Raw genomic sequence first — 14,337 nt, 5'->3', positions numbered from 1 at the left:
GGCCCTATGCTAACCCCCGAAATCAACAATGCATATAAAAATATACTAATTAATTTCACTTAGGGGGGAAGACTTAAGCCTGCTTCTGTATTGATCCATAAACGCCTGGACTTGAGAAATTTGCTTTAGTTCTTCTGCGATAGAAGTCACCGACCCGGAATTCAAACTGTTTGTCAAAAGCTTGAATGTATCGCTATGCGGCCCTTTACTCATGATAGAACTGTAACTGTCTCTCAACAGTTTAAGTCCTTCGTTATCTTCGGAAAGGGTTTGAGCAATAGCCAGGTTAATAACAGCCTGGCTTTCTTTATCATTCAAAGTTCTGTCCTCTGGCGGAGAAGCCGGAATTAATTTACCCAATATTTTCCCCGCTTTTTCCCATTTCCGCTGTTTCCAGAGGATATCTGCCTTTAAACGCAAAGCATCCAGGCTTTCGTCATCTGTCAACAGACCAAGAGCTTCTTCCTCTTTGGAAAGCTCTGCCAAAGCCCTCGCCCTTAAATGTAATCTCTGTTGAGCCAAATCATCAGACATCTTGTCACTCTTGGTCGTATCTAAAGCGACAAGACTTTCTTCTGCACTTTTATCTAGCAACCGGATAAGCGCCAATCGGTTTCCAACCCGGGCTTTTTCTTCTCCTTCAAGCCTAAACTCAATTTGTTCTTCAAGCAAATTACCCGCTTGTTCAAGCAAATCGACATCAACCAGACGATCTGCCAACTTGGTGATCATGGTATCCCCTTTATCCCCAAGAGGCGTTAGTTCTTTGAACTCCTCATACAACGCAATAGAAGATAACGGGGGTATTCTCTTGCCACCATCCTCGACATACATACCCTCGAAAATTTCCTGCATGCGTTTCGCAATTTTATCTGCGCGCTCTGAATGTGGAAAATAAGACGCAGCCTGACGCAGAGAATGTAAACTTTTTCGGAAATCCAGCTCATCAGCATAACGATCCCCCAATTCACTCAAAATAGCGAACTCAAACTTATCCCCACGCCAGGCAAACCTGAGCTGTTCTAGCTGTTCAATACCCTCTTCCTGAGTAATTGTTCCTTCGTCTATATCAAGCTTGGTCAGAGCATGTCGTGCTCTCGCACTTGTCGGGCGGTGCCTGTTATATTTCAAGCCCTTCCATATTGTACGTGCCTCTTCAGGGAAACCATCCTGGAGTTGTCGCTGACCTTCCAGATAATCGGCCTGGGCTTTTTCAAAATCCGTTGGTTCACTGGATAGAACTTTGCCTATTAGCAGGCTTGCACTTCCGGTATCCCCAACATGTAACTTGGAATCAGCTGCAAGCAAGTAAAGCTTGTTTCGGATATTTTGTGGAAAATCATCTATTAGTGTCTCGGTTTCTGAAAATCCGATAGCCGCAGGGCCCCAATCTTGTCCGGCGGCCGCCAGTGCAGCCTGCCACAGGTTTGCTTCCCATTCACCAGCCAATACAGGACTAGAGAGGGTTTTCTGTGCTTCGTCAAACTTATCGCTCAAAAACTGGGTCGCCCCCAGCAATAGCTGATAAGACGGATCATCACTTAACCGTCGATTTTCCTGGCCTATTAGCTTCAGCATCCCAGCAGCTTCGGCAACTCTTCCATGTGCAAAAAAGAACCGGGCGAGATCTAAGCGCGCCAAGCCCTGTTGCATACCAGTTGTTTCAACCGCGGCACGTTGAAGTTCTTGTAAGTTTCTTAAATAATCGTCTTCCGTCCCCAGACGATCAGCTTCCAAATTAAGCATTCTTATAGGAGGTGACGGTCTCACTTCTCCACTTCGGGGCAGAGAACGGGCAGTCTCGTCGGATACAATTAACTGGTCGCGGCTACGAACGACAACCGCGCGCGATGTCAATGCAACCACCAACCCCTCTGCAGTCGGTTGTAACACGACACCTTGATAAGAAGGTAATGATCTGAATTGAGGAAATTCATCAATATCAGATGAGCCCAGGTTTGGTTCTCCGATCGGCGCAACAATTAACCTGTCACCAAGCTCTGGGTGAGAAAGCGACAACAAGCGGCTAACCGATTTCACGAGAAAACGGACTTCGGGCCCATTTTCCCCTTCCCCAAGAACATTTGAAATAGCCTGGACTGGCAGTGAGGATCGCCGACGAATATCAATGGTCCAAGTGTTATCCTGTTTACTTAAACGAGGCACCTGAGTTGCTGGCGCGGTTAAGCGAACAACTGTTGCACCAGCAACAGGTTGCGTATCAACCGGGGCAAAATGCGGCACCATGGCCTCAATGGCTTCAGCCAGATTATCAGGACCTTCCCGATCAAAGACGAGCCATAAATGTTCTCCTCGACGGAAAACAACCGCGCCCGTTTCTTCTTTCCAATTAAAATTCAAAATAGTGGGTGGCAGCAGATCAGCAGATCGTCCAGGAGGTGGAACAAGATTGGGTATTTCAAGGGGTTCCGTCAAGGTAACCAGATCTTGCTCTATGGACCGTTCAGTATCAGGATCATCCGTTTCAGGGGCATCCACTAGTTTAAATTCTGATAACTTAACAGGCCCTTGATTTCCCTGAGGACTTGAAAGCCGTTTTTTTGTATTACCCTTATTTGCATCCCCCCCTTCTTGAGGAGAGGGAGGAGTGATATCTTCAGAACTACTTTTCGTCTCAACGTTAGTTGTGATGTCATCTTTAGGGGCAGCCTGTGCAACCACCTCGGGTTGTTGCTCTCCTTTTCGGGGAGCCGCGGTACTTGGCGTATCAACACCAGTTGGCTTGGGTAAAAGAGATAAGGGGCCGGGGCCGGCTAATTCTTCTAATTTGGGAAGAGAAGATGGCGGCTCATTTGATGCTGTTGCGGGCTTCTTTTGCGCTGATTTTACAGTTTCAATGTTCTCGTTTTTATTATTTTCATTCACCTGTTTTTTGTTGCCATCAACAGGCCCGGTTTTTTCTTCGCTTTGAACTTCATTTATTTTTTTATCTGATGAAGCTGTTTTCTTTGCAGTCCCGACCTTTAGGTCAATAACTGACTTCGGCCCAACATTAAAAATTCGAGCCTGAACTTCTGGAGCCAAGCCAAACTCAACTGTTAGCTTTGGACTGGTTGCGATAACTCGACCGTTTTGAACAAACGGCATTTTTTGTTTATTTAACTTACCAAGGTCAACTGTTGCACCTTTATCAAAACGTACAGTTAATTTGTCATCCGCTTGAGAAATCGCACCCTGTACCTTTTGAGGCCAGTCAAAAACCAGTCTGTTATAATCTGGATGTTCTGCAAATCTAAACCCAACGCCAGACACTGGTGGGGCGCTTGATTCTTTTGCAACCTCATTACTGTTGTCTGCATTTAGATCGACTTGCAGATCAATAATAACTTTAGGGCCGGCAGTAAATGTCTTCAGAGAGAAATCATCAAGTAACGGAAAGGTTAGTGTCTTTTTGGTTGGATCAACTATCGGTTTCCCTGTGTATCCTTTAATACCCAAAAGAACGTTATCCAGTTGATAATTACCTGCCTTATCAAACTGAACAATCAATTCTCGCTGGCGTATTTTTGCATCATAGCCAACCTGCTCTGGCCAATCAAAAACGATACGACCGTACCCCGGATGAATACCTGTTCTAACAGGAATATCCTGGGCATAAGGAGCTGAAGAAAAAAATAACAAAAACGCCCCTGCCATAACTATTTGGCATAGCGTTTTAATCACCCATTCTCTCCTGCATAGGAATGCACAATAATATCAACACGGCGCGCGAGCTTTTTCCTTTGGTCTTCGGATAACTTATCGGTTATTTCATCATAACGCGAATCACCATACCCGCGCGACAGAATTGTGCTTTTATATCCAGATTTTTCTAATAAACCAGCAACATAGTCAGCCCGAGCAACTGACAAAGGCCAATTAGTCTGATATTCCTGCTCACCAGAAGGGACAGCAGGATCAGCATGCCCAGCTATCTCAATCTTATTACTGATATTTTGAAAAATTCTACCCAAGCGCCGCAAGACTGGTTGCGCCGCTTCCATTGGCTCTGTCGCGCCCGTGGAAAACAATAAATCGCCAGGCACAGAAACAACAACCCGGTCGTCTAACCTTGTGAGGATAGCTTGGGATAAATCTGTATCCGCCTTGAATTTTTCAGATAACAGGGCCTGTAAATAATCCAGATCTTCACCTGGAATAAAATCAACAGGTTCCATCGTTAAACTTTTAGCTGGCTTGGGTTCAGCAACAACCCGCTCTATTTTTAAATGGCTTGATAGGGAATCAACCAAATTCCGCCATTGCTTCTCTTCCATCACGGACATGGAATAGAGTAAAACAAAAAAAGTGAGCATTAACGCAACAAGGTCCGTGAAGGTGACCATCCAACTTGATCCGTAATTAACAGAAACTGCCTGCTCATTCTGTCTACGATCGACAAAAAATTTCATTCCAACGGCATCAGCCGTACCACTACTCTCAGAACTTGCCTCTACAGATCCGTCCCCAACACCTTCTTTACCTTCTTCGTAAATTTTATCTGCCTGTGCAGTTCCCGGCTTTCCATCCCGCGTGTTATTACCTTGTCCCTTTCTTGCCATTACCTTTCCTCTCGAAAAGAGCTAAAGGTGATATTAGGTGGCGCTTGATCATATAACCGAATAACAACAAAAACATTGCCAACTTCTTCTGGCTGTAATCCGACTGCAAATCTCTCTTTTGCTATACCAGTACCCAATACTTCGATTGCAACCACTTCCAGTCGCTTTAACATCAAATTAATAGAGCTTTTTTGTCCATCACTGCGAGCAGATGTACCATACAGAAACTCTAATTCGTAATAACCGCCATCAATATCTATTTTTTTTAAGGATGCAGCTAATCTTTTCAGCAAAAGCTCGCGCCCTGAAGCAAGTTCGACTTCATCACGGTAAAACAAAGCTTCAGTGGGCAATTTTAGACGTAAAAAATTTTGAGTACTTCCCTGCTCTCTCTCTACAGCAGGAATTGTCGTTTCAAAAAGTCTTTCAATTTCAGTTACAAGATCAGCTTTATCATCAAGATTATCTAAAGCCTGATCAAAAGAAGCATGTCGTTCCATATGACTGGCATCACCCCGGAACGTATTATTAACGGATTCAAGAACTGCCCGGGCTTTTTCTTCTTCGTATGAAGAAATCGCATTTAGCATAATGAAAAAAGCCAAAAGCAAGAGCTTAAGGCTTAATAAGGCGACATAATTCCGATCGCCATCTTCTTGGCGTCTGCGAAATAAAGGGCCAAGCATATCAACTAATCAAACCCCATTAGTGCATCGATGTCATCCTGGCTAACACCTTCACCAGGAAGCTGGGGGCCATTCAGTAGATCTTCATCTGGTCTCTCCACTCCATCAGCTCGCTTTGGAGTTGGCTTGCCACCTGTATTGTCCGGTAAAAATTCCTCACCGCCAAATGCACCAAGTAATTTATCAACTTTAATTTCAACATGTTGAAGAGCATTCACAACTCTTGAAATACGTTGTCCTGTTATATCTTGGAAACTACAGGCCTCGTACACTTGGGTCACAGCGTCATTCACTTGATCAGTAAGGGCGGCATCCTCAAGCTTCTCAGAAACTTCTTCCAAAGTTTCCATAGCGGAAAGGATGTTGTGGGTGGCTTGTTCAGTCGCCCCCACAATAGCATCCAATTCATCAGCCGCGGTCGGGAGAAAGTCACTCTTGATTTCATCAGGTCGTAAAGAAGCCAGCTGCGTCTTCATATCGTGAATATAACTTGCAACGGAACCAATCTCGGCCAACAGCTTGTGATTGGTTTCAACTGCATCCTCACCAAAGTTCTGCAACAGGCTATCCACTAATGCTTCAAGATCTGTATCCTGCGCATTACTGTCAAAAGCCTTTAGTTTCTCGAGTAACTCTTCTCTGACCGAGTTGGTCATAACATCAACCTCTAGAAGTTTCCGAGTACTGCGATCAACTTCTTTTTAAGGGTCGCTGCATTGAAAGGTTTCACAATATAATTGTTCACACCCGCCTGTTTTGCCGCGATAACGTTTTCAGTTTTACTTTCAGCCGTAACCATAATGAAGGACAAATCCTTCAAATGGGCATCTGCACGACACTCTTTCAGCAACTGAAGGCCGCTCATTGGCTCCATATTCCAATCGGAAATAACCAGACTATATTGCTTACCACGTAACTTTTGTAACGCACTGCTGCCATCTGTCGCTTCATCAACATTGTTGAAGCCTAGCTGCTTGAGCAAATTGCGCACAATACGCAACATGGTTTTATAATCATCCACGATGAGGATTGGCATATTCATGTCGACATCCGACATCAGCAACTCCTTAACTATCTCTCTTGCACACACATTCGCTTAAATTGTGATTTCAAGCTATCAGCATAGAATTAACGCAGTGTAAACAAACCACAGCTTTTCAAGATCTTAGGCTTTTATTTTCAAAAAACTTGGGACAAGAACAAAACAAAAGCCCCGTATCTCAATGGATACAGGGCTGATTCAGTATTTCGAACTGGCAATTCAAAAAATTAACCATAAATCTTTATCGGGATTCGATTACTCTTTAGATAGGGGCAATTCCCGTCTTTGCGCTAACTCTAACGTAATAGCTTTTGCTCTTTTCGGGTTCATACTCGCTAGAATCGGTGCTGTCTTTCTTTCTTTCATGCGTTCAACCACTTCAAGAAGAACAACCATATCCAATTCTTCAAAGATTCTGGCCGCATCTTTAGGCTTCATACTTTCATAAATTTTGACCAGGCTGAGCATTTGTTTTTCACTTTGCTCATCGTGTTGAACAATCAAACCTTCAATTGTATTCTGAAGCTTGCCCAATTCAGCAATTTTCTCATCAATTCTGCGTTCTGCTGCGAGCAAAAGAGTTTCTCTTTGCTCAACATCCCGTTCCCGAGTTTCAAGCTGCTCTCTTCTCGCAGACAAAGATTGTAATAATTCAATTTCTTCATCTGTCATTGAAAAAGGATCGGCTTCAATTCCCTGAACCACAGGAATACCCTTTGGGTCCTCCTCAACTGACGCAGTTTCAGGTGTTTCTTCTGGCTCAGCCCCCTCAGCAGTCTCTTCAGCATTTTTATTTGCATCTACCGCATTATCATCAGGCGCTTCTGTTGCCGCTGCATCTTCTGTTTTCTGATCTGTTTCAGGTGTTTCTTGGGCAAAAGCCTCACCCGTTTGGTTAAAGCCTTCCCACACGCCCCCCGCTTTCACAACCAATGTCAATGAAGACACAGCAATTAATATTGGCAGCAAACGCATAGTAAATTCTCCTTAACGCATGCCCTTGAGGGTTTTCAAAAGGTCTTCGGCAGCCGGGGAAAGATCTCTTTTTGCCGCAGCTGATTTATCATTACCAGCATCCTGTTTACGATTTTTTCCCACGTCGCTTTTGACATCACCGGGCTTTACCCCTTTTGGTAAAACCGTCTCGGGGGATTTCTGTCTTGCCAGGCCAAGATCTTCTTCCAAGCGATCGGCGACAATCTCTGCCCGATCGACTAAATAGCTCAGATCAGATAAAATTCCGTCCGCTTTGGCCGTATTTTCCTTCAATCCAGATCCTGTATCAGATGCATGTGCCTTAAATTCGGCCAAGCTTCTTTCAGCCTTTGCCGTTGTCTCGGAAAACGAGACAATCAAACCTTCCATTTCGGTCTTTGCTTCGCGCAAAGCATCCAATTTTTTATTTAAAATTACCGCATAGATAATTGTTGCAACCAACAGGATTGCAACCAGAATATTAAAACCAAGCTCTATATTCGACAAATCTAACATCGTTTATTCGCCATCATCGCGCACAATTTTATTGGCAATCTTTACAGCAATGTTCCCACTTTTACGCCCCATGTTTCCCTTGAACATAGAAACATCCCCGCATCGCAGCTCGACAAGGGATTCCGGAGAAACGGTCAAATCCATTGTATCCCCGACTTTCCAGTTCATCACATCCCCAAGCGATATGTTGACCTGTTCTAACACGGCAAGGATAGAAACGTCCGTCTGCCATAGCTCCGCAGTCAGATGCCCTTCCCAAATTGAATCACGGCCAAACTTTTCACCCATAAACATTTGAAGCAACAGTTCGCGTACAGGTTCAAGCGTTGCATAGGGGATCAGAAGCTCAACACGTCCGCCTCGATCTTCCATATCCACACGCAATGTAATAACAATCGCCGCATTCTCGTGGCGTGCAATTGTTGCAAAACGCGGGTTTGTTTCCAGTCGATCAAACCTGAAGGTAACCGGAGAAAGAGGATCAAACGCACTCGACAGGTCAGCAAGCACAACATGCGCAAGTCTCTGGATCAGATTACGTTCAATTGTTGTATAGGGACGTCCTTCAATTCTCATGGCCGCTGTGCCACGCCGCCCGCCAAGCAGCACGTCAACAATTGAATATATCAAGGCGGAATCAACGGTCATCAAACCATAGTTATCCCATTCCTCAGCCTTGAAGACTGTCAACATCGCGGGCAAAGGAATAGAATTTAGATAATCACCAAAACGGGCCGAGGTTATATTGTCCAAACTCACTTCTACGTTATCTGAAGTAAAGTTACGCAAGGACGTGGACATCATTCGGACCAAGCGGTCAAAAACAATATCCAACATCGGCAGACGTTCATAGGAAACCAACGCAGAATTGAGAATTGCCTGGATGCCCGAATTATCGCCACCGTCATCATCGCCAGCATCGACACCCAACAAACTGTCAATTTCGCTTTGGTCTAGAACACGCGTACCCCCAGGGTTGTCTTCGCCTTCGTCGAAAACATCATCCACATCGTCCGCGTCTTCATCCGCCATGGCCTCCCATTCGGCCATCATGGCTTCCTGATCGACTTCTTCTTCCGTTTCGTCAGCCATTTTTTACCTTACAGGTTACTGTACCAGCATTTCCTGAAATAATACATCTTTCACTTTTATAGGTGCAGCCGCAGCATTGACACGAAGGAGTAATTCTTCTCTCAATCGCTGGATGCCAGCCGACCCACTCAAATCCTCAATTCTAAGTTCTCTTAAATAAACCTGAAAATTATCCACGATCCTTGGCATCACTGCTTCAATACCGGGAATATCTGTCTGTGCTTCCAGTTCCAGACTAATTGTAATTTTCAAGAAATGTTTTTTGTTACCCGAAGAGTTGAGGTTAACTAACAGTTCCGGCACATCATAAAAGGCAGCCGGGCCGTGTGCGGGAATAACTTCTTCAACGACCTCTTCTTCAGCGACTTCTTCTTTACCAAGCAAAGAATCAAGCATACCTGTGAAATAGGCACCAGCGCCTGCAATAAGAATAAGCAATAAAGGCAATATGAAAAAAAGAACGAGCTTCTTTCCCGACATCCCGCCCTTGGGACGTGCTTCGACCTCTAGTTCTTCTTCTCCAACAGATTCATCAGTCATATGCTGATATAAGCCTCCAATTAAAATACCCCATTAATAAGGGGTGAAGATGGTTAAAAAGTCGTTAAGTAGTATGGACGATAAATCAGATACTTATCAGGAAAAACACCGCCATAACATATAAACTGTCCCTTAAATAATTTGTATCTGAAACCAGCTTAATCGAAAAGTGTTAATATCTACCCAACACGAGATAGCGCGTCTGCCCTTTATAGAACCTCACTTACTTTCCCCTCTAATCAACCGAACCACCCCATCAAGGACCGCAAAATACCCCCTGGCGGTAAATGTTGCCCTATACCGGAAATTCTTAACCAACTAAAGCAGCACCAACAGTGTCCATTCCCTGTCACGAGCCTAGTTTATCTATATTTTCCAGCGCCTCATCTAATTGGCACACATCATGCATTGACTAGGGCAAATTCAAGATGACAAGGATGTATCCAGGATGGAAAACCCCAGTTATATAGCACTTTCAAGGCAAATGGCCCTCGGCAGAGAAATGTCGATCATTGCCAACAATGTTGCGAACATGAACACCAATGCCTACAAGAACGAAGGCATGATGTTCGTCGAGTATCTAAAAGATACAAAAACTGGTGAAAACCTTAGCTTCACACAAGATCTGCGATTAGTAAGAAACCTTGCAGAGGGGCAACTTCATACAACGGATAATCCCCTTGATGTTGCTATTTCCGGCAGAGGGTATTTTACCGTAGAAGTTGACGGCGAAGACCGCTACACACGAAACGGCTCCTTTAAGCTGAGCCCGGACGGAGAACTTGTTACATCAGAAGGCTATATCGTCCTAAGCGATGGCGATGCACCCATATCAATCCCAGCGACGGCAACTGATATTACAATCACAAGAGATGGCACTATATCTTCCAGTGCTGGTACCGCAGGACGCCTTAAAACCGTTGATTTTGAAGATGAACAACTTCTCGTAAAAGAAGCCGGGAGCGTTTTCAGTACCGCAGACAATCAAGAACCAATTGATCAAGTCGCGGGGGAAATTATCCAAGGAGCGATCGAAGGCTCTAATGTGCAAGGCGTCATTGAAATGACCCGGCTGATCGACACGACACGTAGCTACACATCAATGGCTAAATTCATCAAACAAGAACATGACCGCCAGCTAAAAGCCATTCAGTCACTGGCCAGTTTAAAAGTTTAACAGGAGCCGCAAAATGAGATCATTAAACATCGGTGCAACTGGAATGCTGGCCCAACAGCTTAATGTTGAAGTTATTTCAAATAACATCGCCAACTTAAACACCACGGGCTTTAAGCGTCAGCGCGCAGAATTCAGCGATTTACTCTATCAAAATCTGCGTCGTGTGGGGACAAATTCTTCCGACACCGGCACTGTTGTCCCGACAGGTATCCAGCTCGGTTTGGGTGTGAAGCCATCTGCAACCTATCGCATCACCAGTCAGGGTGAAATGAACATTACAGACAACTCGCTTGATGTTGCCATTAACGGAGAAGGTTACTTCAATGTAGAGCTACCAAGCGGAGAAACCGGGTACACACGTGCTGGTGCACTTCAGCTATCACCAACTGGCGACATTGTAACACCGGATGGCTACACCGTTCAGCCAGGCATTAATGTTCCAACTAACGCAGTATCAATTTCAATTAACTCTGCCGGGGAAGTTTACGTAAAGCTTGATGGCCAGGTTAACGCCGCACTAGCCGGACAGTTTGATCTTGCGATATTCCCCAACGAAGCTGGTTTAGAAGCTATCGGAGACAATTACTTCCTTGAAACGCCTGCTTCGGGGGCACCAACCAATGGAGCACCGAACTCAACAGGTTTTGGTAGCATTCTCCAAGGAGCACTAGAGACATCAAACGTCAATGCCGTGTCAGAAATCACAAACCTGATTACCGCACAACGTGCATACGAAATGAATTCAAAAATTCTGACTGCATCCGATGAAATGATGCGCTCTGTTGCAAACTTGAGATAATTGAGATCAGGCGGAGAAGAATTATGCATCTATTTAAGAGACTACTATTCGTCACTGGCTTATCGCTTACCGCTCAGGCTGGCCTTATTGGGGCAAGTTTTGCCGAGACGAATATTAATTCAGTTCCATCAATCATTAACCTCAACAAGGATATCGTGATTGAAGGGGACATTGTGTATCTGGATGATATTTTCTCTGGTACTGATACAAAAGCCAGAACAGCTATCGCCCGCTCACCTGCCCTAGGCAAAGATGTCGAACTTTCAGCACGGTGGCTGTGGGCACTAGCCCAGAAAAATGAACTTGACTGGCAACCTAGCTCACACCTTGATACTGCCATGGTAACACGGGCGAGCCAGACAATTAACTCGGTTGATATCCGCAACAGCGTCGAAGCTGCCCTACTGGAAAGAGGGTTGGTGGATAACAAAAAAATTGAGTTCGACAGGAAGGATCGCGATCTCCAAATTCCTGCTGAAATTGAACCTACCCTGAGGGTAGAAAACATCAGCTATCGACCCGGTCGCAATCGTTTCACGGCACAGATTGTCATTCCCGCCGAGGGGCGTCCAATCATCAACAAAACGCTTTCCGGTCATTTGATTGAGATGGTGAATGTTCCCGTACTCAAACACCGTTTGTCAAAAGGCGATATCATTCAGGCACAAGACATCCAGTGGGTCACAATTAAAGAGTCAAAGCTCAGCAAGAATGCGATCACTGACATTGAAAATTTGATTGGAATGACCCCGAAACAAACACTCAAAGACCAAGTAGTGATCAGAACAAACGACGTCGACACGCCCAAAGCAGTTAACAAAAACGGCTTGGTTACAATGCTTTTGCAAAGCGGATCCCTAAATCTCAGGACCCAGGGCAGAGCACTGGAAAGTGGCGCCATCGGGGAAGTAATTCGTCTGGTTAACACACAATCCAACACAATCGTCAATGGAACAGTGACGGGTTCAGGACTAGTCACCGTCTCTCTCGTCAACAAAACCATTATTGGCACGAACTAAGGAGCTCAGCTATGAACATTTTACTGAAATCCAACATAAGCAGATACCTGATCGCTGGTATCCTGGGCTTTTCACTAACCGCCTGTAATGCGATATCTCGGATCTCTGAAATTGGCGAAGTTCCTCAACTTAGCAAAATCGAAAATCCGGCACCACCGCAGCCGATTGCCTTGCCAATGCCCGCCCCGCAAGTTGCGACCAGACAGCCCAACTCCCTATGGCGACCTGGTTCAAGAGCCTTCTTGAAAGATCAACGAGCCGACGAAATTGGCGATCTGTTAACAGTCGTTATCCAGATCGATGACAAAGCCGCTGTGTCAAATACGACAGAACGTACAAGAGCCAACGCCGAAGGCGCAGGTCTGACGAACTTTCTGGGCTATGAAACTGACCTCGGCCGCATTTTTAACGACAACTTAAACCCGGCGACACTTGTTGACGGCGAAAGCACCAGTGCCTCAAAGGGGGTTGGTTCTGTTGATCGTGAAGAAGAAATCAATCTGCGTGTCGCCGCTTTGGTCACACAAGTTATGCCAAACGGAAACCTTATCATTTCCGGACGTCAGGAAGTTCGTGTGAACTACGAAGTACGAGAGCTTCTTGTCTCTGGCATGATCCGTCCCGAAGATATTACTTCCACAAACACAATCAGCTATGACCAGATCGCAGAAGCCCGTATTGCCTATGGTGGTCGCGGACAACTAAGCGATGTCCAACAACCACGTTATGGTCAACAACTGTATGATATAATTTTCCCGTTCTAAGAAGCAGGAAACGTACCGCAAAAAAAAGACCCGGGAGATATATCTCCCGGGTCTTTTTCTATTGAAGCAGAGAATTAATTAATCGTCTCTGTGAACCTTTTCCATCCGCTCGTGCTGTTCTTGAGCTTCCAGTGTCATGGTCGCAATTGGACGAGCTTCCAGACGCTTGATGCTAATCGGATCGCCTGTAATTTCACAAAACCCATATTCATTTTCGTCTATACGACGAAGGGCTTCGTCAATCTTCCCAATAAGCTTACGTTCGCGATCTCTCGTACGTAGCTCCAAAGCACGTTCAGTTTCAGATGAAGCACGGTCAGCAAGATCTGGCTCTTGCAATGTTTCATTCTGGAGCGTCTGCAACGTGGCAGATGATTCAGCGAGTAGTTCTTCTCTCCAAGCCAAAAGTTTGTGTTTAAAAAACTCCAGCATGACTGGATTCATAAACTCTTCGTCTTCTTGCGGACGATAATCAATTGGAAGAGGAATAGTCATGGCAACCCCCATAAATTGGCAATTTGGGCGTGCAGTATAGGGAATTTCCCTGTCACGACAAGTTTGTCATGAAGAATTAATGCTTATTTCTATTTATGCGATTAAAAACAGAGGATTATCGCCCTAATTTAGCGAGCTCTACGGCGGCACGAACCTCGACTTCATTCAAAATCTCCAGGAGTCGAGGATCATTAATTTGCTCTCTTCGCTGCGCAACGAGCGATTCGATTTTTTCCAAACGCCAAACAGGTATCGACCCGAACAACAAACCAAGCCGCAATTCTTCCAGTTCATCCAGGATATCTTCAGCTTGTTTTTTTGCCTTCTGTTTGCCTGTTAGGGCATCAGGTACTTCTTGAATCGAAAGCAGGCCACTCACCCCACCAGCAGCAGACACTCCACTTGTATCGGAAACAGAATCCCCGGCGCCGGCCTCCAAAGCATCACTAAAACTGCCCCCTACTCCCGAAGCCTTGCGTTTAGACTTCGAACCTGCGGCTGGTGTGACGGATGATCCCGTTCTAATCTTCATTTCAAGCCTATTACCTAATCTAACTACAGGTGAACGTTAGGTTCTCGATAAAATTTGTCTTCCGATGGGCAAGTTTTACCAAATCAATAGCACCATTGTTACCCAGCTCTTATTCAGAAGCAAAATTATTCCTTATAA

General features: G+C 45.1%; 15 protein-coding genes. 4 read left to right on the top strand and 11 right to left on the bottom strand.

The annotated features are described in order from the left end of the window. Positions 1 to 45: 45 nt before the first annotated feature. The 9 genes from WH95_RS11945 to WH95_RS11905 all read right to left on the bottom strand — a co-directional run bounded on the left by WH95_RS11945 (position 46) and on the right by WH95_RS11905 (position 9,413). The gene (locus WH95_RS11945; RefSeq protein WP_157845951.1) at positions 46 to 3,684 is read right to left on the bottom strand and encodes a tetratricopeptide repeat protein; all 3,639 of its coding nucleotides are present in this window, start codon (positions 3,682 to 3,684) and stop codon (positions 46 to 48) included. Beyond that, positions 3,681 to 4,562, bottom strand: a complete 882-nt coding sequence (locus WH95_RS11940) for a flagellar motor protein MotB (protein ID WP_052741986.1) — start codon at positions 4,560 to 4,562, stop codon at positions 3,681 to 3,683. The genes WH95_RS11945 and WH95_RS11940 overlap by 4 nt, the downstream gene beginning before the upstream one ends. Next, a complete protein-coding gene (locus WH95_RS11935; RefSeq protein WP_046507445.1) occupies positions 4,562 to 5,248 on the bottom strand; it encodes a flagellar motor protein MotB in 687 nt (228 codons plus the stop codon). Before WH95_RS11935 ends, WH95_RS11940 begins: the two co-directional genes overlap by 1 nt. Before the next feature lie 5 nt (positions 5,249 to 5,253). Further along, on the bottom strand, positions 5,254 to 5,904 hold the full coding sequence (locus WH95_RS11930) for a protein phosphatase CheZ (RefSeq protein ID WP_046507443.1): 651 nt from the start codon (positions 5,902 to 5,904) through the stop codon (positions 5,254 to 5,256). A gap of 11 nt (positions 5,905 to 5,915) precedes the next feature. Next, positions 5,916 to 6,305: a response regulator gene (locus tag WH95_RS11925; protein ID WP_046507440.1), complete on the bottom strand. Its 390-nt coding sequence runs from the start codon at positions 6,303 to 6,305 to the stop codon at positions 5,916 to 5,918. Positions 6,306 to 6,545: 240 nt separating this feature from the next. Next, entirely contained in the window at positions 6,546 to 7,265 is a 720-nt protein-coding gene (locus WH95_RS11920; protein ID WP_046507437.1) for a MotE family protein, read from the bottom strand. Positions 7,266 to 7,277: 12 nt separating this feature from the next. Beyond that, positions 7,278 to 7,781 carry a DUF6468 domain-containing protein gene (locus WH95_RS20635; RefSeq protein ID WP_052741985.1) on the bottom strand — a complete coding sequence of 168 codons (504 nt, stop codon included), beginning with the start codon at positions 7,779 to 7,781 and terminating at the stop codon, positions 7,278 to 7,280. 3 nt (positions 7,782 to 7,784) lie between these two features. Beyond that, positions 7,785 to 8,873 carry a flagellar motor switch protein FliM gene (gene fliM, locus WH95_RS11910; protein ID WP_046507435.1) on the bottom strand — a complete coding sequence of 363 codons (1,089 nt, stop codon included), beginning with the start codon at positions 8,871 to 8,873 and terminating at the stop codon, positions 7,785 to 7,787. 15 nt (positions 8,874 to 8,888) lie between these two features. Beyond that, positions 8,889 to 9,413 (bottom strand): flagellar basal body-associated FliL family protein, encoded by a 525-nt coding sequence (locus tag WH95_RS11905; protein ID WP_046507432.1) that lies wholly within the window; start codon positions 9,411 to 9,413, stop codon positions 8,889 to 8,891. Between the two features lie 448 nt (positions 9,414 to 9,861). Between WH95_RS11905 and flgF the strand changes: the two genes are divergently transcribed. Genes flgF through flgH form a run of 4 tightly spaced genes read left to right on the top strand, consistent with a single transcriptional unit; the run spans position 9,862 to position 13,172 of the window. Beyond that, the gene (gene flgF, locus WH95_RS11900; protein WP_046507430.1) at positions 9,862 to 10,590 is read left to right on the top strand and encodes a flagellar basal-body rod protein FlgF; all 729 of its coding nucleotides are present in this window, start codon (positions 9,862 to 9,864) and stop codon (positions 10,588 to 10,590) included. Positions 10,591 to 10,603: 13 nt separating this feature from the next. After that, positions 10,604 to 11,389 carry a flagellar basal-body rod protein FlgG gene (gene flgG / locus WH95_RS11895; protein WP_046507427.1) on the top strand — a complete coding sequence of 262 codons (786 nt, stop codon included), beginning with the start codon at positions 10,604 to 10,606 and terminating at the stop codon, positions 11,387 to 11,389. A 23-nt stretch (positions 11,390 to 11,412) separates the two neighbouring features. After that, entirely contained in the window at positions 11,413 to 12,408 is a 996-nt protein-coding gene (gene flgA / locus WH95_RS20630) for a flagellar basal body P-ring formation chaperone FlgA (RefSeq protein WP_052741984.1), read from the top strand. A gap of 11 nt (positions 12,409 to 12,419) precedes the next feature. Continuing rightward, positions 12,420 to 13,172: a flagellar basal body L-ring protein FlgH gene (gene flgH / locus WH95_RS11885; protein WP_046507421.1), complete on the top strand. Its 753-nt coding sequence runs from the start codon at positions 12,420 to 12,422 to the stop codon at positions 13,170 to 13,172. A gap of 78 nt (positions 13,173 to 13,250) precedes the next feature. Here the strand turns inward: flgH and dksA are convergent, their stop codons facing one another. After that, positions 13,251 to 13,667, bottom strand: a complete 417-nt coding sequence (dksA, locus tag WH95_RS11880; protein ID WP_046507418.1) for an RNA polymerase-binding protein DksA — start codon at positions 13,665 to 13,667, stop codon at positions 13,251 to 13,253. Positions 13,668 to 13,782: 115 nt separating this feature from the next. After that, on the bottom strand, positions 13,783 to 14,199 hold the full coding sequence (locus WH95_RS11875; protein ID WP_046507415.1) for a flagellar assembly protein FliX: 417 nt from the start codon (positions 14,197 to 14,199) through the stop codon (positions 13,783 to 13,785). Positions 14,200 to 14,337: the final 138 nt, after the last annotated feature.

Source organism: Kiloniella litopenaei (assembly GCF_000982415.1).
GTDB lineage: Bacteria > Pseudomonadota > Alphaproteobacteria > Kiloniellales > Kiloniellaceae > Kiloniella > Kiloniella litopenaei.
The sequence above is the reverse complement of the archived record's forward strand: the minus strand, read 5'-3'. Positions and strand labels throughout refer to the sequence as shown.